The following is a 21,096-nucleotide window of genomic DNA, read 5'->3' as shown; positions in this document are numbered from 1 at the left end:
CCTGAGGTGCGAGCGGAGCGAGCCTCGAAGGACGCACCCAAAATATCACAGCCCTAGTCCTTCTTTTTTTTCTTCCTCGGCTTTTCAGCCTTGGCTTTCGCAGCCGCCTTCGAGATCTGCTTTTTCGCGGCCACCTTGCCGAGCTTCTTCACATAGTCCCTGTGCAGCGCGCCGGCACCCCAGCCCTTGCCTTTATTGGTCCTGGACAGCGCCTCCATGATCGCGACGAGATTTTCATCACGGATTTTTTCCAGCTCGCGGATCGGCCACTGGCCCGACTGATCGTCGGACTGCGTGGCGATCAAATCGACCAGCTCGTCGTTGAACTCCGGCACGTCCATCAGCTTCGTCCACGGCCATGACAGGCAGGGTCCGAACTGCGCCATGAAGTGGCGCATGCCGGCCTCGCCGCCGGCGACGCGATAGACCTGGAACATGCCCATCTGCGCCCATCTGAGACCAAAGCCATAGCGCATGATGTCGTCGAGTTCCTCGACGGTGCAGATACCGTCCTTGATGAGCCAGAGCGATTCACGCCACGCGGCCTCGAGCAGCCGGTCGCCGACAAAGGCCTCGATCTCCTTACGGATGACGACCGGCTTCATGCCGATCGAGGCGTAAAGCGCCTTCGCCTTCTCGATTGCCGTCTTTGACGTATCCTTGCCGCCGACAATCTCGACCAGCGGCAGGAGATAGACGGGGTTATAGGGATGCGCGACGACGAGCCGGTCGCCACGCTTCATCGCAGTCTGCATGTCGGAGGGCAGGATGCCTGAGGTGGAGGACCCGACAATCGCGTCGGGTGCTGCATGTAGGTCGATCTCGGCGAGCACCTTGTGCTTGAGGTCCAGCCGTTCCGGCACGCTTTCCTGGATGAAGTCGGCGCCTGCGACGGCCTCCGCGATCGACTTCGCATAGGTGATCTTGCCTTCCTTCGGGAGACCGCCGGTCGCCATCGCCTTATAAGCGCGGCGTGCGTTCTTCATCACCTCGCCGACCTTGCGGGATGCTTCGGGGTCCGGATCGAAGATCGAGACATCGACGCCGTTCAGCACGAGCCGCGCCACCCATCCCGCGCCAATGACGCCTCCGCCGATGCAGGCTGCCTTGCTAATCGCCATATTTCGCTCCCTAAGCCGCCTTCGCCAGCGGCGCGCGTTTGGTGAGTCCAAGCTTCTTGCGCACTTCCCCCGGCCCGATGACCCGCGCTCCGAGATTCTCGATGATTGTCACGGCACGCTCGACAAGCTGCGCGTTGGTGGCGAGCACGCCCTTGTCGAGCCACAGATTGTCCTCCAGCCCAACGCGCACATTGCCGCCGGCAAGCACGGCGGCCGCAACATAGGCCATCTGGCTGCGGCCGAGCGAGAAGGCGGAGAAGGTCCATTCCTTCGGTACGTTGTTGACCATCGCCATGAAGGTGTTGAGGTCGTCCGGCGCGCCCCAGGGAACCCCCATGCAAAGCTGCACCAGCGCATCCGGTTTCAGCACCTTCTCCTCGACAAGCTGCCTCGCGAACCAGAGGTGCCCGGTGTCGAAGGCTTCGATTTCCGGCTTGACGCCGAGTTCAGTCATCATGGAGCCCATGGCGCGCAGCATGCCGGGCGTGTTGGTCATCACATAGTCGGCCTCGGCGAAGTTCATCGTACCGCAATCGAGCGTGCAGATTTCCGGCAGACACTGGCGCACATGCTCGACGCGCTCGGCGGCACCGGCCATATCGGTCCCCGCTTCTCGAAGCGGCAGCGGGCTCTCCGTCGGACCGAACACCATATCTCCGCCCATGCCGGCCGTGAGGTTGAGCACGACATCGACGTTTGCCGCGCGGATACGCTCGGTCACCTCGCGATAGAGCGAAACGTCGCGGCGGGGTTTGCCGGTCTCGGGATCGCGTACATGGCAGTGGACGACCGCCGCGCCGGCCTTTGCCGCCGCGATGGCGCTCTCCGCGATCTGTTGGGGCGAGCGCGGCACGTGCGGGCTGCGATCCTGCGTGCCGCCCGATCCGGTGACGGCACAGGTGATGAACACCTCACGGTTCATGGCGAGCGGCATCGGCTTCCTCCTGAAATGGCGCTCCGATCATCGCCTCCCTTGCGGCGAATTGCTTTGCGAATTACGCATCGGGGTTGATGAAAAACGAAACATCCATCTTCCGCCCGGAACGCGATACACTCGTGCTGACCTTCCTCGTGCTCTCGGGCGCGTCGATCATGTGCGTGGCATCCGCGATCGACCCGCTGCGCGCCGCCAACCGTATCAGCGGGCGAAATGTTTTTGAATGGAAGATCGTCTCGGCGGACGGTAAGTCACCACTTACGAGCTGCGGGATGCCGGTTGCCGTCTCCGGCCCGCTCGATCCGGGGATAAGGACCAATGTTCTCGTCGTCATCGCCGGCTTCGGCAATCGCGAACAGGCGACCCCCGCCCTCCTCTCGCGGATCAGGCGGACGGCAAGGTCGGCACGCGCCTATGGCGGTGTCGAAGCGGGTGCCTGGCTGATCGCCCGCGCCGGCCTGCTGGAAGGCAGGGCCGCCACTACCCATTGGGAAGACATGGAGGACTTCGCCGCCGCCTTCCCCGAAAGCGACATCCGGCCTGACCGCTATGTGATCGACGGCCCGGCCTTCACCACCGGCGGCGCCTCACCGACCTTCGACTTGATGCTGCACCTCGTCCGCAGCCGGCTCGGCATGGCGGTGGCGCTCGACGTGGCAAGCGTCTTTATCTACGATCAGGCGCATGCCTCGTCGGACGCCCAGCCGCTGGTGTCGCTCGGCCGCCTCGACGGCTACGATCCACGTCTGGCGCAGGCGATCCGCCTGATGGAAACGTATATCGATCACCCGCTCACCATTTCCGCCATCGCCCGGCGGACCGGCGTCACGGCACGTTCGCTGGAGACGATTTTCCGCAGATCGATCGGAGAGACTCCCGGCGCCTATTATCTCAGGTTGCGGCTCGGCGCGGCACGCAGGCTCGTGCTCGACACAAGGATACCGATGGCCGACATTGCCGCGCGTACCGGCTTCTCCTCCGCCGCCGCCTTCAGCCGGGCTTTCAGCCGCGCCTTCGACAAGGCGCCCGTCCGGATGCGGAGAGCGTAGCTCAAACCAAGTTGCGGATATAATCTCGCGATGATATATACCATGGTATAGACCATTGCAGGAGGCAAGCATGAACGAAACGCCTCGCATTCCAAAACCTGCTGCCGTCGGTAAGCTGTTCAAGAATGGACGTAGCCAGGCGGTAAGGATTCCAGCCGAGTTTCGCTTCGAAGGAACAGAGGTCGAATTCCGCCCTGGGCCTAATCCGGGTGAAGTGATCATCGCGCCGGTCTATCGACGTACCGGTAATCTACAGAAGTTCTTCGAGGCCAGGGATAAGCTGCGTCCGGAAGATATTCCGGAAGGGTTCCCATGGCGTGACAGGCGTCCGCATGATCGTGATCCCTTTGCATGAGTCCGCGCTTCCTGCTTGACACGAACACGATAAGCATTCTTGCGTTGAACCGATCGAAAGGGGCGGATAAGCGGTTTGTCGAGACATCGCTCGACCGCGTTTACACATCAGCAATAGTCTACGGCGAAATTCTGTTTGGGCTCGAGCGCCGGCCGGAAAAAACGAGGCTGAGGGACACTGTACTCCCGCTATTGGCCGAAATCCGAATTCTGGATTGGACATCAAAGAGCGGCGTCACTTACGCGACCCTTCGCGCGCAAATGGAACAGTCTGGGAAATCCCTCCAGCCCCTCGACATGCTGATAGCCGCCCACGCGCTTGAAGCCGGCGCGACGCTGGTCACAAACGACCGGGCGTTTCGACATGTGCCGGGGTTGGAAATCGACGATTGGACAGCCGAATAAAGCGGCAAAGGCCTGACCTGCATCCGCTGCTTACTCGGAACTCACACCCTCTCCAGCGCCACCGCGATGCCCTGGCCGACGCCGATGCACATGGTCGCCAGCGCGAGCGTGCCCCGCCGCTCGTTCAGTTCCAGCGCTGCCGTTCCGGCGATGCGCGCGCCTGACATGCCGAGCGGATGGCCGAGCGCAATAGCGCCGCCATTCGGGTTGACGAATTCCGCATCTTCCGGAATGCCGAGGTCGCGCAGCACCGCGATGCCCTGCGAGGCGAACGCCTCGTTGAGTTCGATCACGTCGAAATCGGAGGGCTTCAGGCCAAGCCGTTCGCAGAGCTTCTTCGTCGCCGGAGCCGGGCCGAAGCCCATGATGCGCGGCTCGACGCCGGCCGCCGCACCGCCGAGAATGCGCGCGATCGGTTTCAAATCGTACTTTTCGATCGCCGCTTCCGAAGCGACGATCAGCGCCGCGGCACCATCGTTCACGCCCGACGCATTGCCGGCCGTCACCGTGCCGCCCTCGCGGAACGGCGTCGGCAGCTTCGCCAGCACCTCCAGCGTGGTGCCGGCGCGCGGGTGCTCGTCCTTGTCGACCACGATCGGATCGCCCTTGCGCTGCGGGATGGTCACCTGGACGATCTCCTTCGCCAGCCGTCCGTTGCCTTGGGCGGCGACCGCCTTCTCCTGGCTGCGCACAGCGAACGCATCCTGGTCCTTGCGGCTGATCTGGAACTGCTCGGCGACGTTTTCGCCGGTCTCCGGCATGGAATCGATGCCGTACTGCTTCTTCATCAGCGGGTTGACGAAGCGCCAGCCGATGGTGGTGTCATAGATTTCCGCATGCCGCGAAAAGGCCGTGTCCGCCTTCGGCATGACGAAGGGCGCGCGGCTCATGGATTCAACGCCGCCGGCGACGATGATTTCAGCCTCGCCGGCCTTGATGGCGCGAGCGGCGGAAATGGTGGCGTCCATGCCCGAACCGCACAGCCGATTGATGGTCGCGGCCGGCATTTCCTTCGGCATGCCGGCGAGAAGCAGCGCCATGCGCGCGACGTTGCGGTTGTCCTCGCCGGCCTGGTTGGCGCAGCCATAGAGGAGATCGTCCACCGCTTCCCAGTCGACGCCCTTGTTGCGCTCCATCAGCGCGCGCAGCGGGATCGCTCCGAGATCGTCGGCGCGGACGGCGGCAAGCGAGCCAGCGAAGCGGCCGATCGGAGTGCGGATGTAGTCACAGATAAAAGCTTCGGCCATCTCAAACCTCCGGCACGATCAAATCCTTGACGTCGCCATCGACCGTCAGCGTCGCCCCCGTCAAGCCCTGCAGTTCGTCGAGCCCCATGCCCGGCAGCTTTTCACGGAGCACGAACCGCGCATTCACGATATCGACCACCGCCAAGCTGGTATAGACCGTAGTCACGCAGCCGACGCCGGTCAGCGGCAGGCTGCATTTCCTGACGAGCTTCGGCCTGCCGTCCTTGGTGACATGGTCGGTGATGACTGCGACACGCCTTGCACCATGGACCAGGTCCATCGCCCCGCCGACCGCCGGCACCGAGCCAGGACCCGTGCTCCAATTGGCAAGATCGCCGTTTTCCGCGACCTCGTAGGCACCCAGGATCGCAACATCGAGATGCCCGCCGCGTACCATCGCAAACGAGTCCGCATGATGGAAGAACGATGCGCCCGGTTTCAGCGTGACCGGCTTCTTGCCGGCATTGATCAGGTCCCAGTCTTCCTCGCCCGCGGGCGGCGCCTCGCCGAAGCCAAGGATGCCGTTCTCCGTATGATAGATGACCTCGCGACCTTTAGGCTTGAACTTGGCCACCATCTCGGGGAAGCCGATGCCGAGATTTACATAGGCCCCGTCGGGGATGTCCTGCGCGGCGCGCCACGCGATCTGCGCATTGGTCAGCTTGGCGGTCATTGCTTCGCTCCCTCGCGCAGCAGGACTTCTTCCTGTCTGGCGTCCGCGATCTCGACGATCCGGTCGACGAATATGCCCGGCGTGACGACATGTTCGGGATCGATATCGCCAGGTTCGACGATCCGCCGCGCTTGGACGATCGTTGTGGCCGCCGCCATCGCCATCAGCGGCGCGAAATTTCGCGCGGCCTTCTTGTAGGTAAGGTTTCCGTTACGGTCGGCAATCTCCGCCTTGATCAGCGCCACGTCCGCCTTCAGCCAGCGCTCCTGCACGTAATGTCGCCCCTCGAACTCGGCGACCGGCTTGCCCTCGGCAAGCTGGGTGCCATAACTCGTCGGAGTGTAGAAGGCGGGAATGCCGGCTCCGGCCGCGCGGATGCGCTCTGCCAGCGTCCCCTGCGGGACCAGTTCCAGTTCGATCCTGCCGGCGAGGTAGCGCTCGGTGAAGGCCTTCGGATCCGACGAGCGCGGGAAGGAGCACACCATCTTGGCGACCATGCCGGCATAGATCATCGCGGCGATGCCGACGGCGCCGTTACCGGCATTGTTGTTGATCACCGTCAGCGATCCGGGCGATCCGGTCGCCCTGTAGCGCTCGATCAGCGCGCCGATAAGCTCGATCGGCGCGCCGGCGCCGCCAAACCCCCCGATCATGACCGACGATCCGTCCTGAATATCGGCAATCGCCGCCTCGATACCGGGAGAGACCTTGTTCATCGTCGATTCCGCTGACAGAAGTTCGTATTGTGAACAAATGTTTTATATGCAATATTTTCTAGATGAAGACGGGAACCGAGTCAATCGCACGCGCCGATCCGAAGCGCGACCAAGTCGGTTCGCTCGCGAAGGGCCTCGCGGTGATGGAAATCCTGGCCGCGCATCCGTCCGGCCTGACGCTGACGGAAATGGCCCGGAAAGCCGGCCTAACGCGGGCCGGCGCAAGGCGTCTGCTGTTGACCCTGGTGGCCGCAGGCCATGCGACGCAGAACGGCCGCCGCTTTCAACTGTCCTCCAAACTGCTCGCACTGGCACGCACATGGCTGCAGGGTACGCCGCTGTGGACCTTCGCGGAGCCGTTCATGCGCGAGCTTTCCGCGACCTTCAACGAGTCCTGTTCGGCCGCGATCCTCGCCGGCGAGGACGTCGTCTATGTTGCGCGGGCGCCGAGCCGCGCCATTCTTTCGGTAACGCTGCATGTCGGCACGCGGCTGCCTGCCTATTGCACTTCGATGGGCAAGATCCTGCTTTCGGGCCTCGATGACGAGCAACTTGCTACCTTCCTGAAGAAGGCGGTTCTGAAGCCCAACACGCCGAAGACGATTACCGATCCGACGGCGCTTCGTGAGGCGATCGAAAAGGTCCGCCGTGATGGTTTCGCCGTCGCTGACGAAGAACTGGAACTCGGCCTTCGCTCCATCGCCGTACCCATCCATGACGGGACCGGCGGGACGGTTGCGGCGCTCAACGTCTCCACCCAGACCGCCCGCTTTTCAGTCGCCGAGATGAAGCGCGAGATTCTGCCGAGATTGAAAGAGGCCGCGGCGAAGATCGAGGATTATTTTCTCGTGCAGTAGCGGCTTCCCGCGACGGCTTTCCCTTCGCGGGAGAGCAAACTTCGTGCTTCTTCCTCGATCGCTGCCCGCATTCCCTTGTCCATCATGAGGGCAAGCCTGCGTTTCACCCCATCCGTCCAGATCCGGTTGCCGCCGAGCACAGCTGGAAACAGCCCCGGCAGAGCCAAAAGGGCGTCGGCCATTGCACCGGCATCCTTGCCGGCTCTTTCCAGCATCGCGGCAATTTCCTTTTCACGCGGGTCGCGCAGGGCATAGGACTCACCGCCTTCCTCCCTACCGAGCGCGTAACGCATCCACGCTGCGACAGCGAAGGCGAAGGCGTCGATTCCCTGCCCCCGCTCCAGCGCCACGATTGCCGGTTCGAGCAGGCGCTGCGGCAATTTCTGCGTGCCGTCCATGGCGATCTGATAGGTCTCGTGCGCGATGGCCGGATTGCGGAAGCGCTCCTGCAAATCCGCCGCGTACTGGCCGAGATCGACGCCGGGCACCGGATCGAGCGTTGCGGCGGCCGCCTTCATATGCCGCGCCACCAGAGCGGCAAGCGCCGGGTCGCCCATCACGTCGCGCACATAGCGGCGGCCGGCGAGGAAGCCCGAATAGGCAAGCATGGAGTGCGCGCCGTTCAGCATGCGGAGCTTCATCTTCTCGTAAGGCGCGACATCGGCGACGAAGAGCGCACCTCCCGCCTCCCAGTCCGGCCGTCCCGCGACGAAATCGTCTTCGATGATCCATTGCGAGAATGGCTCGGTCTCGACCACGCCCTGATCGTCGAAGCCGGTCAGCGCCCGGACATCCGCGAAGGTCTTTTGGATGGCGGCGGGCGTGATGCGATCGACCATGGTCGAGGGAAAGGAAACGTTCGCCTCGATGAACGGCAAGAGGTCTGGCGCGGCTTCCGCAGCGAATTCCCTGACCAGCCGCGCAACCACCTTGCCGTTGGAAGGAAGGTTGTCGCAGCAAAGAACGGTAACGCCGGAGAGCCCCGCTTCATGCCGGAGGCGTAGCGCCTCGACAATGGAACCGACCGCTCCCTGCGGACGGCGCGGGTCGGCAAGGTCGGCGGCGACCGCCGGGTGCGCCCGGTCGAGCCCGCCTGTCTTCGGATCGAGTCCGTAGCCCTTCTCGGTGATGGTGAGGCTGACGATCTTCGTCTCCGGCGCCGCCAGTGCATCGAGCACTTTTTGCGGCTCTTCCGGCGCGACGAGCACATGGCGTATACTGCCGATAACCCGCGCCTCGACACCTGCCGGTCCGCGCGTCAAAAGCGTATAGAGCCCGTCCTGCGGGTTGAGCTGGTTCGCCACATCGGGCGAGCGGAGGCTGACGCCGGTGATCATCCAGCCGCCATCTGATTTCGCTAGCGCATCGTCCGTATAGACAGCCTGATGCGCGCGATGGAACGCGCCTGTGCCGAGATGCACGATGCCAGCGGGCACCGAGCGATCATAGGACGGTGCGCGGACAGAGGACGACAAATCGGAGTTAGAGGAAAGGCGAGGCATCGGGATCGTCTCCGGTCGTTAAGCGAAAAATCCTAAGGGATACTGCGCTCACACATACCGGTTGACGATATTCTCCAGATGCTCCTGGCGGCCGGATTTCGGCTGAGGTTCGATCTTTTCCCTCACGACGCGTTCGGCGACCTCTTCCAATGTCCGCTTGCCCGACAGGATCGCCTGCGCCTCAGTCGATTTCCACCCTGCATAGCGCTTCTCGAGCGGGCCGGAGAGCGCCTTGTCCTCGATCATTCGCGCAGCCGCCTTCAAGCCTCGCGCGCAGCAATCCATGCCGCCGATATGCGCGATCAGCAGGTCCTGCGGATCGAGCGACTGACGCCTGAGCTTGGCGTCGAAATTCGTGCCGCCGGTCTTGAAGCCGCCGGCGTGCAGGACCTGATAATAGGCGAGCGCCATCTCCGGCACATTGTTGGGGAACTGGTCTGTGTCCCAGCCCGACTGGTAGTCGTTGCGGTTCATGTCGATGGAGCCGAATATGCCGAGCGCCGCGGCCAGCGCCAGTTCGTGCTCGAAGGTGTGGCCGGCAAGGATGGCGTGGCCCTGCTCGATATTGACCTTGACCTCGTTTTCCAGCCCAAAGCGCTTGAGGAAACCGTAGACGGTCGCGACATCGTAATCGTACTGATGCTTGGTCGGCTCCTGCGGTTTCGGCTCGATCAGGATCGTGCCCTTGAAGCCGATGCGGTGCTTGTAGTCGACGACCATGGAGAGGAAGCGCCCGGCCTGTCCCGTCTCGCGGCCGATATCGGTATTGAGCAGCGTCTCGTAACCCTCGCGCCCGCCCCAAAGTACATAGTTCTCGCCTTTCAGGCGCTTGGTGACATCGATACATTTCTTCACTGTCGCCGCGGCATAGGCGAAGACGTCAGGATCGGGATTGGTTGCGGCACCCGCCATGAAGCGGCGGTGGGAGAACAGGTTCGCCGTGCCCCACAGAAGCTTGACACCGGTTTCCTTCATCTTCGCCTCGAACACATCGGCTATCTCGTCGAGGCGCGAAGCGCTTTCCGCAAAGGTCGTTCCCTCCGGACGCACATCGGCGTCATGGAAGCAGAAATAGGGCGTGCCCAAAAGCGAGAACATCTCGAAGGCAGCGTCCGCCTTGAGCTTCGCATGCTCCATCGTCTCGACCTCGCCCGGCCTGGCGAACCATGGCCGCTCGAAGGTCTGGCCGCCGAAGGGATCGCCGCCCGGCCAGGTAAAGGAATGCCAGTAGGCAACAGCGAAGCGCAGATGGTCCGCCATGCGCTTGCCCATGACGATCTCGTCGGCATCGTAGTGCCGATAGGCCAGCGGGTTCTCGCTTTCCGGCCCCTCGTATCTAATCGGTTTGATGTCGCCGAAAAAGCCGCTGCTCATGCCTCTTCCCTCTCGATTATGGGGCTTCATCATGCCGCCGCGGTTCGGCAGCAGCGATGCGGCGCGACACTATTGGGCCGGACGCGCGGTTTCAAGCAGGGAAACCGGCCCGAACGCTTTCGGTGGCTTTGAGAGAAAGATGGGGCGAAAAAGGCGCCGGAGCTTTATCTCCGGCGCCTCGGCTTGACAGAAGTTTATTCGCAGACACGCACGCGACGAATAACCCGCTCGCCATGGTGCCAGGAGCGGCGCACCTTCACCCAGCAGTGGCGTTCATGATGACGCCGCCAGTGACGGTGATCGTTATGACGACGATCGTGGTGCCAGCCATTGTCCGTCCGGATAACGACGCTGGCCGCCTGGGCCGGCACGCCGGCGGCGGCAACACCGCCGATTGCGATCATCGCAGCGATCAATATGCTCTTCATTATCGTTCTCCTTGTTCAATGCCAGAGAAACGCGAAACGCCGCTCGTCGTTCCCGCGAAAAGCGCGCCATTCGCCGCACCGCCCGCGTGAACGACATGCGGAAAACCTCAAAAAGACGATTGTGGAAAGCCGCCGGCCGCAAGATGATGGTCCGGTTCGCGGGATAAGGGCGTCGGGTCCCGACGAGGCTTGCAACACGACCGTAAACATCTGATACGGTTGGGAGAAACAGTACAGTAAGACGGCATTTCTCGCGCCCGACATCAAAAGGATCACCGAATTGAAGCTTTTCACCGCCGCCTGTGTCGTTGCAACTTGCCTGCCGGTGGTCGTTCCCGCCGCCGCGCAGGAGAAGGGGGCGGCGATCACGCCTAAAGTCCTCGTCGTCACGATGTTTGAAGTGCCGGGCGATACGCCGGGCGAGGCGCAGCGCTGGATAGAAAACGAGAAGCTCACCACGAGGATCCAGATCCCCGGTCTTTCAAAGGCCTTCCCCGACCTGCTCTGCAACGAGGAGGGCCTGTGTCTCGTGACCACGTCGATGGGCTACGCGAATGCCGCAAGTTCCATATCGGCGCTGGTCCATTCCGACCGGTTGGATCTGTCGCACTCCTATATCCTGATCGCAGGCATCGCCGGCGTCGATCCGGCCGACGGCACGCTTGGCTCCGCGCACTGGGCGCGCTATGCCATCGACGGTGGCTTGCAATGGTACATCGACCCCCGCCAGATCCCGAAGGAGTGGAGCACCGGTCGGCTCGGCATCTTCAGTCCCACGCCGAAGGACAAGCCGAAGCCTGACTACGGCACCGAAGTCTTCCACCTGAACGAGAAGCTGACGCAGCGCGCCTACGATCTCTCGAAGGACGTGAAGCTGGAGGACGGCGACAAGGCGAAGGAATACCGGGCGCACTACCCGAACGCGCCGGCAAACCAGCCGCCGGCGATATCGATCTGCGACACCATCTCGGCCGATACGTGGTGGCACGGCTCGCTGACGAGCAAGGCGATGAACGACTGGGCTAAGCTGATGACCGACGGCGCCGCCAATTACTGCACCACCCAGCAGGAGGACAACGCCACCCTCACCGCGTTGAGCCGCGGCGCCGATATGGGCCGCATCGATATGAAACGGGTGGCGCTGCTGCGCACGGCATCGAATTTCGACCAGGAATATCCGGGCCAGACGCCCGACCAGTCGCTGCACGCCCAGTCGGGCGGCTTCATACCCTCCGTCGAGAACGCCTATCTCGTCGGTTCCCGCCTCACCCACGCCATCGTCAGCGACTGGGCAAGCTGGAAGGACGGCGTGCCGGCAAACTGAGACGCAACCGCGCCTCGCATACCCGTCTTATCCGGCGGTTGCTTTCTTCACGGCAGGATAAAGCGCCCGGTAGCGCTGGTAGGCCTCTTCATACGCATCCGTCAGCGCCCCATCGGGATCGACCGAATGGGAGATCGCGGGCGGCGTGCAGATGGCGACGGGATCGGCGCTCTCGGCGGCGATCAGGCCGAGCCGCGCCGCCCCGAAGGCGGCGCCGAAATCGCCTTCGGCCGGGATGTCGACCGGCAGACCGAGCGCCGTGGCGATCGACTTCAGCCAGTAGGCCGAGCGCGAACCACCGCCGATCGCGGTGACACGGTCGAGCGTCGTGCCGGCCTTCCTGAGCGCTTCGAGACAGTCGCGGAAGGCGAACGCCACGCCCTCGAGTACAGCCTGCGTCAGTACCGTTCGGCCGGATTCATGTCCGAGCCCTGCGAAGGCGCCGCGGATAGCCGCATCGTTGTAGGGTGTACGCTCTCCCGAAAGGTAAGGCAGGAAGGTGACGCCGCCTGGCGCCTTCAACGCCTCACCGAGTTCGCCGGTCAGTTCCGCTGCCGAGCGGCCGGTGACGTCGGACAACCAATTGAGCGAGTCGGTCGCCGACAGGATGACACCCATCTGGTGCCATGTCCGCGGCAGCGCGTGGCAGAACGTGTGAACCGCGCTTTCCGGGTTAGGCAGATAGGCCGCGTTGGCCGCGAAGAGCACGCCCGACGTGCCGATCGAGACGAAGGCGTGCCCCTCACCGATCGTCCCCATGCCACAAGCCGACGCGGCGTTGTCCCCTGCCCCGCCGGCGACGACCGCCGGTCCGCCGATCCCCCATCGGGCCGCCAGTTCCGGTTTCAGCATGCCGGCCCTTTCTGTGCCTTCCACGAGCGAAGGCATTTGGCTTTCGTCCATCCCCGTCGCCGCGAGCAGTTCGTCCGACCAGTGCCGAGCGGAGACATCCAGCCATGCGGTGCCGCTCGCGTCGGACATTTCCGAGATGTGCTCGCCGGTCAGCCAGAGGCGCAGATAGTCCTTCGGCAAAAGCACCTTCCTCACTTTCGCAAAGATTTCAGGCTCGTTGTTTTTGACCCACACGAGCTTCGGCGCGGTGAAGCCGGGGAACACGATGTTGCCGGTAACGGCGCGGAAGCGCGGATCGGCGTCGAGCGCCGCCGCCTCGGCAAAGCTCCTCGTATCGTTCCACAGGATGCACGGCCTCAGGACCGCGTCGGAGGCGTCGAGCAGCGTCGCGCCGTGCATCTGACCCGAAAGGCCGATCCCTTTCACGGCGGCTAGCGCCTTCGGATGCGCTTGCTTGAGCGCTCCGACTGCTTCTTCCGTGGCGCGTATCCAGTCGGCCGAATCCTGCTCCGACCAGCCCGAATGCGGACGCGATACGTCCAGTTCGCCGTGGGCCGAACCGACGATCGCCTGCCTTTCGTCGATGAGCAGCGCCTTGACGCCCGAGGTGCCGAGATCGAGTCCGAGATACATGCGACAAACTCCTCCGCGTGCCGTCGTCGGCCGGAGACGCCTGCCTAGAACGCTATCGGCTCTCGATCAATGGCCGACGCCGGATCAGAGGTCGGGGTTGGGCGTATAACCGGGCCCGATGACCACCGGCTTCTTCGGCACGACGCTGTCATCGAGATCGCTCTTGTAGTCGCGGGTGGTCGACCAGATCAGTTTCTTTCTTTCCCGGTCATAGATGCGGATCACCACGTGATAGGGCTTGTTCGCGACGACGCCATGGACGTCCGGCGAGTGGAAGGCGTAGCGGTTCGTCCGCGCGCTTACCCGCTCGGAGACGATGAACGGCTTCCCGCCGACCGGATTCTCGAACTCGACCTCGATGATAGAGCCTTCGGCGAGCGGTTTCTGGACCATGGTGGTGAGGCCGTAGAACTCCTCGCCTTCTCGGTAATTGTAGATGAAGCCGCCGCCGAGAACACCGAGATAGGGCTTTTCCGACGGATCGTGGCGCGTTGCCCAACCGAACGAAAAAAGGATCAGGAGCAGCACGCCCATCCCCACAATGATGCGCCGGCCCGTGAATTGACGGAACAGATCCTCCCACGTCACGCGCCGAAGCCCGGTCAGGATCGCGGCCATACCGATGGTTGGGAAAGACGGGATGGTCAGGACGGCAGAATGGATATTTCGCATGACCTTGCTCCTCGGTTCCGGTCAACGAAGGCGCCCGGGCGGGAACCCGAAACGTCATGGACAAAGAATGCCTCTTTCATCCGCACGCGTCGAGAGGGTATCGATCTCAAATTCGAACAGGGAGGACACCGTTCAATGGGCGCTTTGCAGGGCAAGGTCTGTCTCATCACCGGCGGCGCCGGCAGCCTCGGCCGCGCCGTCGCAAAACTCTTCGCCGATGAAGGCGCGAAGCTCGTCCTGTCGGACTTGGACGAAAGCGCGCTGGCCAACGCCCGTGAGGGGATCGGGAACAAACAAACGGCGACTGTCGCCGGCGACGTCACTCGCGCCGAAGACGCCGAGCGGATGATCGAGACAGCTATCGCGGCCTTCGGCCGGCTCGACGTGGTCGTCAGCAATGCGGGAAATTTCGGCACCGTCGCGCCGATCGGGGAGTATCCCGAAGAGGTCTTCGACGCGGTCTACCGTGTCCACGTCAAGGGCGCCTTCCTGCTCGCCCAGGCCGCAGTGCCGAAGATGGCGGACGGCGGCAGCATTATCATCATGTCGAGCGTCGCCGGCACGCGCGGCGATCCCGGCGTCTATGGTTACATCACCGCCAAGCACGCGCAGGTCGGGCTGATGCGCTGCCTCGCCAAAGAACTTGCGCCGCGCCGCATCCGCGTGAACACGCTCAATCCGGGGCCAGTGGCGAATTCCTTCCAGGGAGCGGTCGAGGCCGATCTTTCGAGCATCATCGGCCGCGACGGCACGCAATTCTTCAACGAGATCATCCCGCTCGGCCGCCACGCCGAACCGGAGGAGATCGCGCGCTCCGCCCTCTATCTCGCCTCGGACCAGTCGAGTTTCACCACCGGCACGACGCTGATGGTCGACGGCGGCATGAGCGCCTGAAGGCCAGGAACGACTACCGCAAGATCGCGTCGATCAAACCGGCGCCTAGCCCGACCTTCTCGTAATGTGCCTTGCACATGGCGATGTACATGTGGACGTCGAAATAGCCGTCCGCCTCGCCCTTGTCGTCGAGCCAGATCAGCGGGCCTTCCACGACGAAAATCGTCCTCATCGGCTCGTCATGCTCATAGGCGACCAGCGTATGCCCTTCGCCCGGCGTCTCGTAGACGAAGTCGCCCGCGGTCGCGGTCCAATCGTGCTCCAGATAGCCCCATTTGCCGGAGATCGTGTAGGCAAACACCTGATGCGGATGGTAGTGGCGGTTCACCAGCCCCGCTTTCTTCGCCATCAATATGTCACACCATTTGTTCTGGCTGGGCGAAATCCAGAGCGGCCGCGACGAAACCGTCTCGGTGAACGGCACATAGTAGCGCTCGTCCTCGGTCGCCGCGTTGGCGGTGTAGATTTCCGGCAGCGCGTTCGGCTGGAAGACGGTCGTGATCGGCTTGAGGTCGCGCCAGAATTCGTTTGTGGCTTTTTCGGGCATCTCTCTTCTCCTCGATGATTACGCGTGCGGGACACTCTCCGCCTGTCGGGCAACCGGCGCCGGTGGACGCCGTGTGATCGGGATCACGTCCCCCGGCAGGAAGCGCCGGACCAGCCCCCACAGGCCGCGCGGCTCGACCAGCACGACAGCGATCGACAGCACGCCGAGAATGATGAAGTGCCAGACGCCGATCTCGCTCAGATAAGAGCGGATCAGGAAGAAGATGACGGTGCCGATAATCGGCCCCTCGAAGCTGCCGATGCCGCCGATCACCACGATGAAGATCACATAGACCGTCCAGTCGATGATGGAGAAGGAGGCAGGCGGCGCCACCCTCAATTTCTGAAGCGTGATAACGGCGCCAGCGAGACCGAGAAACGGCGCCGCCCAGAGGAAGCAGAGGATGCGCAGGCCGGAAAGATTGACGCCGACGACGCCGGCACCCTCTTCGTCGTCGCGAATAGCGGTGAGCCCTAGCCCGATGCGCGAGCGCATGAGAAGCCAGGTCGAGGCGAGCGCAAGCGCGGCGACCGCGAAGGCGATCCAGTAGATCGTCGCATAGCGCTCCGCCGGGTGCACGCCGAAGACGCGCACGACCGATACCGGCATACTCACCCCCGACCCGCCGCCGAAGGCGGAGAGCTTCCCCGCCGCCAGCATCAGCGTCTCCGCGACCACCCAGCTTCCGACGGCAAGATAGGCGGCGCGCAAGCGGAAGATGATCGCCATCACCGGGATTGCAAACAGGAACGCCACCAGCGCCGCCAGGGCAATGGCCAGGAACGGGTTGACATGCGCGATGACCGCGAAGCCGAAAAAGGCATAGGCGCCGACGCCGACAAAGGCGTGCTGGCCGACAGAGACGATATCGGCATAGCCGGCGACGAGGTTCCACATGATGGCGATCGTCAACAGCGACAGGAATTCGGTCAGGAGCGCGACATCGGTGACGCGGAAGACCAGCGGCGCGACGGCGAGGACTGCCGCCCCTGCAAATATGGCGAGGCGTCCGCCCCAGATCGCATATGTTCCTGCGGATGTCTTCATCCCACCCGCCCTCAATATTTCGGGAACAGGCCCTCGGGCCTGAGCATGAAGATGGCGAGGAAGACGAGGTGCCCGGCGAGCAGTTGCCACGCGGCGTCGACCTGCGCGCCGATCGCCTGCGCGACGCCGATGATGATGCCGCCGACAAGCGTGCCCCACAGGCTGCCGAGCCCGCCAAGCACCACCGCCTCGAATGCGACCAGTAGCCGGCTCGGTCCGCTGGTCGGGTCGAAATTCGTCCAGATGGACATGAAGCCCGCCGATATCGCGATGGTGACGCCGACGATCCCCATTGCGGTGGCGTAGATGCGCGCGGACGGTAGTCCGACCAGATCGGCTGCGGCCACATCGTCGGAGACGGCGCGGATGCGGGCGCCGAGCCGCGTCCGGTAGAGTACGAAGTCGAGAACGATCACCATGGCGATCGCCGAAAGAAAGATCGCCAGCGGCAGGAGCCCGACATTGATGCCGCCGCCGAGCACCAGCGTCGCCGTCTCGAAAGAACCGCCGGCTACCTTGCGCGTGTCCGCGCCGAAAGTTCCCAGAAGCCCGTTCTGGATGATGATCGAAAGACCGAAGGTGACGAGGATGATCGGCAGCACGCCCTTGCCGAGCACGCGCTGCAGGAGAAGCCGCTGCAGCAGGTAGCCGCCCAAAAAGGTGATCGGCAAGGTGACGAGCACCGCGAGAAGTGGAGAAAGCCCGAGCGTCGTCGTGAGCGTCAGGATGAGGAAGGAGACGAGCACGATCAAGTCGCCATGAGCGATGTTGACGAAGCGCATGATGCCGACCGACAGCGACAGGCCCATGGCGAAGGTTGCGTAGAGCCCACCGAGGAGTACGCCCTGCACGATCTGATTGAGCCAGCCACCCAGCATTGCGCTACTCCCCGAAATAGTGGCTGGCAACGACATCGCGGCTGGTTTCCGCCGGCCGGCCGCTCAAGTTTACGCGGCCTTCCAGCAGGCAATAGAAGCGGTCGGCGACAGCGAGCGAGCGGCTGATGTCCTGCTCGACCACGAGGATACCGATGCCGCGCTCGCGGATTTTCGGCAGCATCTCGTAGAGGTCGCCGATGATGACCGGAGCGAGGCCGAGGCTGATCTCGTCGCAAAGCAACAGCTTCGGGTTGGCGAGCAGTGCGCGGCCGACGGCGACCATCTGTTGCTGGCCGCCCGAAAGCTGCCGCGCTAACTGGCGCCGCCGCTCCTTCAATACCGGGAACATGCGATAGACATCCGCGAAGCCGATATCGCCTTCGCGCCCGACTTCCCGTCCGATCCGCAGATTCTCCTCGACCGTCAACGAGGAGAAAAGCCGTCTCCCTTCCGGCACGAGCGCGACGCCGGCCTTGGCAATCTCCGCCGTATTGCGGCCCGAGAGATCGGCGCCCTCGAGCCGGATACGCCCCTCGATCCGGTCGGCCTGGCCGACGATCGCCTTCATCAGCGACGACTTGCCCGCTCCGTTGGCGCCGATGATCGAGACGATCTCGCCAGCCCCGACGGAAAGGTCGATATCGCTCAGCGCGCGGAAGTGCCCATAGAAGACCGAGAGGGCCTCGACAGACAGGAGCGGCGTGCCGTTCATGCCACCGCGTTCCCGAGATAGACCTCGTGCACGCGCGGGTCGGCAAGGACATCGTCCGGCGCTCCGGTCGCGATGATCCTGCCGCCATGCAGCACGGCAAGCCGGCTGGCCACCCCACGCAGCGCCCGCACGACGTGCTCGATCCACACGATGGTGATGCCGCGCTCGCCGAGCGACCGCAAGATGGCAAGCAGCACTTCGCATTCCCGGTCGGTCAGCCCTCCGGCGATCTCGTCGAGCAGGAGAAGGCGCGGGCGGCAGGCGATCGCCTTGGCAAGTTCCAGCCGCTTCAGATCGAGCAGAGGTAGGTCGCCGGCGCGCTGGCCGATGCGGTGCGAAAGCCCTGCGCCGACAAGCGCTTCCTCCGCCTGCCGGCGTCCCTCGGCGAGCGAAAGGCGGCCGCCATGCACGGCCGATGTCAGTACATTGTCGAAGACCGTCATATCGGAGAAGGGCCGCGGCACCTGGAAGGTGCGGCCGATACCGGCCCGGCAGCGGTGCCACATGCGCATCGCGCCGAGGTCGCGTCCCTCGAAGAGGACGCGCCCGGCGTTCGGCCTGTGCACGCCGACGATGACGTTGAAGAGCGTCGTCTTGCCAGCGCCGTTCGGCCCGAGCACGCCGAGCACCTCGCCGCGCTCGACGGTAAGGTCGAGCCCGTCGAGCACCCTGAGCGCACCGAATTGAAGGGACAGACCGATCAGTTCCAGCATTCCGTCCGGTTCCAGCGGTGGCTTTTGGCTTCCTGTGGCGGTGCTGCGCCGCTCTATGCGTAGGGTATCGGCTCCGGCTTGCCGCCGACGGGAATCTCCGGGAATTTCGAATTGTCGACGATGACGATGTCGAAGGGGTATTTCTTCCCCTTGCGCCATTGCGCCATGACGAGCGGTGTCAGCGAGCAGTTGGGAAGCGGGCCCGTGGTGAAATCGATCGGCCCGACGATCGTCTTTAACTTCGTCGCCTTCAACGCGTCGCGAATGGATTCGGGACTGTCGAGGTCCTGGGCGCGCTTCAGCGTGTCGAGCGCAACCTCGAAGAGCGAATGCCGGAAACCGAGCGGCTGCGACCATTGGCGCCCGCTCTCGGCCTCGTAAGCATCGGCGAGTTCCTTCGAGGTCTGCCCGTTCATGGACGAGGAGTAGGGATGGAAGGGCGACCACCACACCTCCGTCGTAAGGCCCTCGGCGCGCGCGCCGAGCGGCGCTATTCCCGCCGGAAATTCGAGCGCCTTGCCCATATAGACGGCCTTCGGCTTGTAGCCCTGCTGGGCGCAGCCGTTCCAGAAGGTGGTCATCTCCGGCGGCGGCACCACGCCCGAGACGATATCGCAGCCGGCTGCCTTGAAGGCGCCGATCTGGGCATTGTAGTTGCTGGCCGGCATGTCGAAGCGGCCCGGATCGGTGACGGTGTAGCCGGCCTTCTCCATCACCGGCGGGAAGCCCTTCGACTGCGCGATGCCGTCGCCGTCGTTCGGCCACAGCCCGCCGATCTTCTTGTTGGTATCGAGCCGGTTCCAGAAGGGAACCAGGCAGTTGACCAGTTCTTCGCCACTGAAGAAGAAGTGATAGGTCCACTCGAACCCCTTCTTCGGGTCGCCGTGACGGCCGAAGAAATAGGGTTCGAGCGGCGCGTCGTTCGACACGCAGGGAACGCCGTTCAGTTCGCACTGGTCGGAAACCGGGTTGACCGTTTCCGGCGTTGCGAAGGTGGCGATGAGATTGACGCCCTCGTTGAGGATCAGGTCCTGCGTCACCTCCGCGGCCCGGTTGGGGTTCGACTGGCTGTCGCGGATCACGATCTCCAGCGGATGCTGCGTTCCGCCGACTTCGAGGTTTCCACCGGTTGCCTTCTTCACCTGTTCGAGCACGAAGGGGATATGCTCGCAGAAGAACGCGAGCGGGCCCGTCTTCGGCATCACCAGTCCGATCTTGATGGTCTTCGGCGCGGAAAAAGCCGGCCGCAACCCGCCGAAGCTTACCGCGCCGGCGGCACCGGCGGCCGCCATGCCCTTGAGGACGGCACGCCGCCCCAGACCTTTTGTCCCCAGTCCTTTCATCGACGTCATCTGTTCCTCCCGATAACGATCCGGCAAGGATCGCTCCTCGCCCGCCGAGATAGTTTGATACAAAACTATCGCGTCGGCAAGCCGGCTTCGACATGGATCACAGCCACCCGAAAGGAGGCGGGACCCGATCAGGCATCCGTCCTGTCGATTTGGATTGGCTGGAAGGAGGCGCGGGCGTATCCTCCCCTCCCGTTTTGGGCGGCAAGGGGCGGGATCATGGCGGCAATCGAAGGAATACCGGGCGGACAACAAAGCCTGATCCGGTGGCATTACCTATGGTATGTGGCGGCCGCACTTCTGGTGATGATCGCCGCTATCGTCTACGGCAATATCTGGTTCCTCAACTGGGTCCATGTCATGAGCGGGGTGCTATGGACCGGTATCGACCTGTTCATGGGCTTCGTCATCGGCCCGATCATCCGAAGCGTCGCCGTCCCGGTTCGCAAGGAAATCATCACGCGGCTTACGCCGGTGACGCTGTTCCTCATGCCGACGCTCTCGGTCATCGCCGGGACGGCGGGCTGGTTCCTCGCCGTCGAGCTCGGCTTCACAGAACTGCCCTGGCCCCAATTCGGCTGGATCGCCGCAGCGCTGGTGCTGGTCACGCTGATGACGATCCAGGGGCTTGGCTATCTCCTGCCGACGAGCCTGCGCGTCTGCTTCGAGTTGCAGAAGCCGCAGCCAGACGGCCCGAAGATCGGCCGCATGATGAGCCGCTTCTACTATGTCGTGGCGAGCCAGGGCGTCATGCAGGTGGCCATCATCGTGGTCATGGCGAAGCTGGTCACCGGCGTATGATCGAGCAGGGG

General features: G+C 63.6%; 23 protein-coding genes. 7 read left to right on the top strand and 16 right to left on the bottom strand.

The genetic code is table 11. From position 1 onward, the window contains the following. Positions 1-53: 53 nt before the first annotated feature. Entirely contained in the window at positions 54-1,121 is a 1,068-nt protein-coding gene (locus RBH77_RS08855) for a carnitine 3-dehydrogenase (protein WP_311031754.1), read from the bottom strand. A 10-nt stretch (positions 1,122-1,131) separates the two neighbouring features. After that, on the bottom strand, positions 1,132-2,055 hold the full coding sequence (bcoG, locus tag RBH77_RS08850) for a 3-dehydrocarnitine:acetyl-CoA trimethylamine transferase BcoG (protein ID WP_311031753.1): 924 nt from the start codon (positions 2,053-2,055) through the stop codon (positions 1,132-1,134). Positions 2,056-2,132: 77 nt separating this feature from the next. On the opposite strand from bcoG, the gene RBH77_RS08845 reads away from it, so the two are divergent. The 3 genes from RBH77_RS08845 to RBH77_RS08835 all read left to right on the top strand — a co-directional run bounded on the left by RBH77_RS08845 (position 2,133) and on the right by RBH77_RS08835 (position 3,866). Continuing rightward, positions 2,133-3,107, top strand: a complete 975-nt coding sequence (locus tag RBH77_RS08845) for a GlxA family transcriptional regulator (protein ID WP_371832852.1) — start codon at positions 2,133-2,135, stop codon at positions 3,105-3,107. A 70-nt stretch (positions 3,108-3,177) separates the two neighbouring features. Next, complete coding sequence (locus RBH77_RS08840; RefSeq protein ID WP_311031751.1) at positions 3,178-3,462, top strand: antitoxin; 285 nt, start codon at positions 3,178-3,180, stop codon at positions 3,460-3,462. Then, entirely contained in the window at positions 3,459-3,866 is a 408-nt protein-coding gene (locus RBH77_RS08835; protein ID WP_311031750.1) for a type II toxin-antitoxin system VapC family toxin, read from the top strand. The genes RBH77_RS08840 and RBH77_RS08835 overlap by 4 nt, the downstream gene beginning before the upstream one ends. A gap of 41 nt (positions 3,867-3,907) precedes the next feature. Here RBH77_RS08835 and pcaF read toward each other — a convergent pair whose 3' ends face one another. From pcaF to RBH77_RS08820, 3 genes are read right to left on the bottom strand one after another with little or no spacing between them, the layout of a single operon-like run. Beyond that, a complete protein-coding gene (pcaF, locus tag RBH77_RS08830; RefSeq protein WP_311031749.1) occupies positions 3,908-5,113 on the bottom strand; it encodes a 3-oxoadipyl-CoA thiolase in 1,206 nt (401 codons plus the stop codon). Position 5,114: 1 nt separating this feature from the next. After that, a complete protein-coding gene (locus tag RBH77_RS08825; RefSeq protein ID WP_311031748.1) occupies positions 5,115-5,786 on the bottom strand; it encodes a 3-oxoacid CoA-transferase subunit B in 672 nt (223 codons plus the stop codon). After that, positions 5,783-6,502 carry a 3-oxoacid CoA-transferase subunit A gene (locus RBH77_RS08820; RefSeq protein WP_311031747.1) on the bottom strand — a complete coding sequence of 240 codons (720 nt, stop codon included), beginning with the start codon at positions 6,500-6,502 and terminating at the stop codon, positions 5,783-5,785. The genes RBH77_RS08825 and RBH77_RS08820 overlap by 4 nt, the downstream gene beginning before the upstream one ends. A gap of 62 nt (positions 6,503-6,564) precedes the next feature. Here RBH77_RS08820 and RBH77_RS08815 point away from each other — a divergent pair, with 62 nt between their 5' ends. Then, positions 6,565-7,359, top strand: a complete 795-nt coding sequence (locus RBH77_RS08815) for an IclR family transcriptional regulator domain-containing protein (protein ID WP_311031746.1) — start codon at positions 6,565-6,567, stop codon at positions 7,357-7,359. On the opposite strand, the gene RBH77_RS08810 is transcribed toward RBH77_RS08815, so the two are convergent. The 3 genes from RBH77_RS08810 to RBH77_RS08800 all read right to left on the bottom strand — a co-directional run bounded on the left by RBH77_RS08810 (position 7,341) and on the right by RBH77_RS08800 (position 10,663). Beyond that, positions 7,341-8,861 (bottom strand): mannitol dehydrogenase family protein, encoded by a 1,521-nt coding sequence (locus RBH77_RS08810; RefSeq protein ID WP_311031745.1) that lies wholly within the window; start codon positions 8,859-8,861, stop codon positions 7,341-7,343. The genes RBH77_RS08815 and RBH77_RS08810 overlap by 19 nt on opposite strands. 48 nt (positions 8,862-8,909) lie before the next feature. Beyond that, positions 8,910-10,235 carry a xylose isomerase gene (xylA, locus tag RBH77_RS08805; protein ID WP_311031744.1) on the bottom strand — a complete coding sequence of 442 codons (1,326 nt, stop codon included), beginning with the start codon at positions 10,233-10,235 and terminating at the stop codon, positions 8,910-8,912. A 194-nt stretch (positions 10,236-10,429) separates the two neighbouring features. Then, entirely contained in the window at positions 10,430-10,663 is a 234-nt protein-coding gene (locus tag RBH77_RS08800; RefSeq protein WP_311031743.1) for a hypothetical protein, read from the bottom strand. A gap of 280 nt (positions 10,664-10,943) precedes the next feature. Here RBH77_RS08800 and RBH77_RS08795 point away from each other — a divergent pair, with 280 nt between their 5' ends. Continuing rightward, complete coding sequence (locus RBH77_RS08795) at positions 10,944-11,987, top strand: purine-nucleoside phosphorylase (protein WP_311031742.1); 1,044 nt, start codon at positions 10,944-10,946, stop codon at positions 11,985-11,987. Between the two features lie 27 nt (positions 11,988-12,014). Here the strand turns inward: RBH77_RS08795 and xylB are convergent, their stop codons facing one another. Then, positions 12,015-13,472, bottom strand: coding sequence for a xylulokinase (xylB, locus tag RBH77_RS08790; protein ID WP_311031741.1), 1,458 nt, complete (start codon positions 13,470-13,472; stop codon positions 12,015-12,017). 84 nt (positions 13,473-13,556) lie between these two features. Beyond that, positions 13,557-14,144 carry a hypothetical protein gene (locus RBH77_RS08785; RefSeq protein ID WP_311031740.1) on the bottom strand — a complete coding sequence of 196 codons (588 nt, stop codon included), beginning with the start codon at positions 14,142-14,144 and terminating at the stop codon, positions 13,557-13,559. 135 nt (positions 14,145-14,279) lie between these two features. On the opposite strand from RBH77_RS08785, the gene RBH77_RS08780 reads away from it, so the two are divergent. Next, a complete protein-coding gene (locus tag RBH77_RS08780; protein ID WP_311031739.1) occupies positions 14,280-15,038 on the top strand; it encodes an SDR family NAD(P)-dependent oxidoreductase in 759 nt (252 codons plus the stop codon). A gap of 13 nt (positions 15,039-15,051) precedes the next feature. Here RBH77_RS08780 and RBH77_RS08775 read toward each other — a convergent pair whose 3' ends face one another. From RBH77_RS08775 to RBH77_RS08750, 6 genes are read right to left on the bottom strand one after another with little or no spacing between them, the layout of a single operon-like run. After that, entirely contained in the window at positions 15,052-15,585 is a 534-nt protein-coding gene (locus RBH77_RS08775; RefSeq protein ID WP_311031738.1) for a 2,4'-dihydroxyacetophenone dioxygenase family protein, read from the bottom strand. Between the two features lie 18 nt (positions 15,586-15,603). Continuing rightward, a complete protein-coding gene (locus RBH77_RS08770; protein ID WP_311031737.1) occupies positions 15,604-16,632 on the bottom strand; it encodes a branched-chain amino acid ABC transporter permease in 1,029 nt (342 codons plus the stop codon). An 11-nt stretch (positions 16,633-16,643) separates the two neighbouring features. Beyond that, positions 16,644-17,510, bottom strand: a complete 867-nt coding sequence (locus RBH77_RS08765) for a branched-chain amino acid ABC transporter permease (RefSeq protein ID WP_311031736.1) — start codon at positions 17,508-17,510, stop codon at positions 16,644-16,646. 4 nt (positions 17,511-17,514) lie between these two features. Further along, a complete protein-coding gene (locus RBH77_RS08760) occupies positions 17,515-18,222 on the bottom strand; it encodes an ABC transporter ATP-binding protein (protein ID WP_311031735.1) in 708 nt (235 codons plus the stop codon). Then, positions 18,219-18,935: an ABC transporter ATP-binding protein gene (locus RBH77_RS08755; protein WP_311031734.1), complete on the bottom strand. Its 717-nt coding sequence runs from the start codon at positions 18,933-18,935 to the stop codon at positions 18,219-18,221. Before RBH77_RS08755 ends, RBH77_RS08760 begins: the two co-directional genes overlap by 4 nt. Positions 18,936-18,988: 53 nt before the next feature. Continuing rightward, complete coding sequence (locus RBH77_RS08750) at positions 18,989-20,287, bottom strand: ABC transporter substrate-binding protein (RefSeq protein ID WP_311031733.1); 1,299 nt, start codon at positions 20,285-20,287, stop codon at positions 18,989-18,991. A gap of 216 nt (positions 20,288-20,503) precedes the next feature. Between RBH77_RS08750 and RBH77_RS08745 the strand changes: the two genes are divergently transcribed. After that, the gene (locus tag RBH77_RS08745) at positions 20,504-21,085 is read left to right on the top strand and encodes a hypothetical protein (RefSeq protein ID WP_311031732.1); all 582 of its coding nucleotides are present in this window, start codon (positions 20,504-20,506) and stop codon (positions 21,083-21,085) included. The last annotated feature ends 11 nt before the right edge of the window (positions 21,086-21,096 follow it).

Origin of the sequence: Mesorhizobium koreense (assembly GCF_031656215.1) — a bacterium.
GTDB lineage: Bacteria > Pseudomonadota > Alphaproteobacteria > Rhizobiales > Rhizobiaceae > Mesorhizobium_L > Mesorhizobium_L koreense.
Note: the sequence above shows the minus strand (reverse complement) of the source record. Positions and strands in the feature narration are given on the sequence as shown.

Excerpts from the sequence above, each read along its gene's own strand:
- RBH77_RS08855 (WP_311031754.1), bottom strand. The coding sequence starts at position 1,121 with ATGGCGATTAGCAAGGCAGCCTGCATCGGCGGAGGCGTCATTGGCGCG.
- RBH77_RS08780 (WP_311031739.1), top strand. The coding sequence starts at position 14,280 with ATGGGCGCTTTGCAGGGCAAGGTCTGTCTCATCACCGGCGGCGCCGGC.
- RBH77_RS08815 (WP_311031746.1), top strand. The coding sequence starts at position 6,565 with ATGAAGACGGGAACCGAGTCAATCGCACGCGCCGATCCGAAGCGCGAC.
- pcaF (WP_311031749.1), bottom strand. The coding sequence starts at position 5,113 with ATGGCCGAAGCTTTTATCTGTGACTACATCCGCACTCCGATCGGCCGC.
- RBH77_RS08760 (WP_311031735.1), bottom strand. The coding sequence starts at position 18,222 with ATGAACGGCACGCCGCTCCTGTCTGTCGAGGCCCTCTCGGTCTTCTAT.
- xylB (WP_311031741.1), bottom strand. The coding sequence starts at position 13,472 with ATGTATCTCGGACTCGATCTCGGCACCTCGGGCGTCAAGGCGCTGCTC.
- RBH77_RS08800 (WP_311031743.1), bottom strand. The coding sequence starts at position 10,663 with ATGAAGAGCATATTGATCGCTGCGATGATCGCAATCGGCGGTGTTGCC.
- RBH77_RS08775 (WP_311031738.1), bottom strand. The coding sequence starts at position 15,585 with ATGCCCGAAAAAGCCACAAACGAATTCTGGCGCGACCTCAAGCCGATC.
- RBH77_RS08835 (WP_311031750.1), top strand. The coding sequence starts at position 3,459 with ATGAGTCCGCGCTTCCTGCTTGACACGAACACGATAAGCATTCTTGCG.
- xylA (WP_311031744.1), bottom strand. The coding sequence starts at position 10,235 with ATGAGCAGCGGCTTTTTCGGCGACATCAAACCGATTAGATACGAGGGG.
- RBH77_RS08820 (WP_311031747.1), bottom strand. The coding sequence starts at position 6,502 with ATGAACAAGGTCTCTCCCGGTATCGAGGCGGCGATTGCCGATATTCAG.
- RBH77_RS08810 (WP_311031745.1), bottom strand. The coding sequence starts at position 8,861 with ATGCCTCGCCTTTCCTCTAACTCCGATTTGTCGTCCTCTGTCCGCGCA.
- RBH77_RS08745 (WP_311031732.1), top strand. The coding sequence starts at position 20,504 with ATGGCGGCAATCGAAGGAATACCGGGCGGACAACAAAGCCTGATCCGG.
- RBH77_RS08750 (WP_311031733.1), bottom strand. The coding sequence starts at position 20,287 with ATGACGTCGATGAAAGGACTGGGGACAAAAGGTCTGGGGCGGCGTGCC.
- RBH77_RS08770 (WP_311031737.1), bottom strand. The coding sequence starts at position 16,632 with ATGAAGACATCCGCAGGAACATATGCGATCTGGGGCGGACGCCTCGCC.
- RBH77_RS08840 (WP_311031751.1), top strand. The coding sequence starts at position 3,178 with ATGAACGAAACGCCTCGCATTCCAAAACCTGCTGCCGTCGGTAAGCTG.
- RBH77_RS08765 (WP_311031736.1), bottom strand. The coding sequence starts at position 17,510 with ATGCTGGGTGGCTGGCTCAATCAGATCGTGCAGGGCGTACTCCTCGGT.
- RBH77_RS08825 (WP_311031748.1), bottom strand. The coding sequence starts at position 5,786 with ATGACCGCCAAGCTGACCAATGCGCAGATCGCGTGGCGCGCCGCGCAG.
- RBH77_RS08755 (WP_311031734.1), bottom strand. The coding sequence starts at position 18,935 with ATGCTGGAACTGATCGGTCTGTCCCTTCAATTCGGTGCGCTCAGGGTG.
- RBH77_RS08845 (WP_371832852.1), top strand. The coding sequence starts at position 2,133 with ATGAAAAACGAAACATCCATCTTCCGCCCGGAACGCGATACACTCGTG.
- bcoG (WP_311031753.1), bottom strand. The coding sequence starts at position 2,055 with ATGCCGCTCGCCATGAACCGTGAGGTGTTCATCACCTGTGCCGTCACC.
- RBH77_RS08785 (WP_311031740.1), bottom strand. The coding sequence starts at position 14,144 with ATGCGAAATATCCATTCTGCCGTCCTGACCATCCCGTCTTTCCCAACC.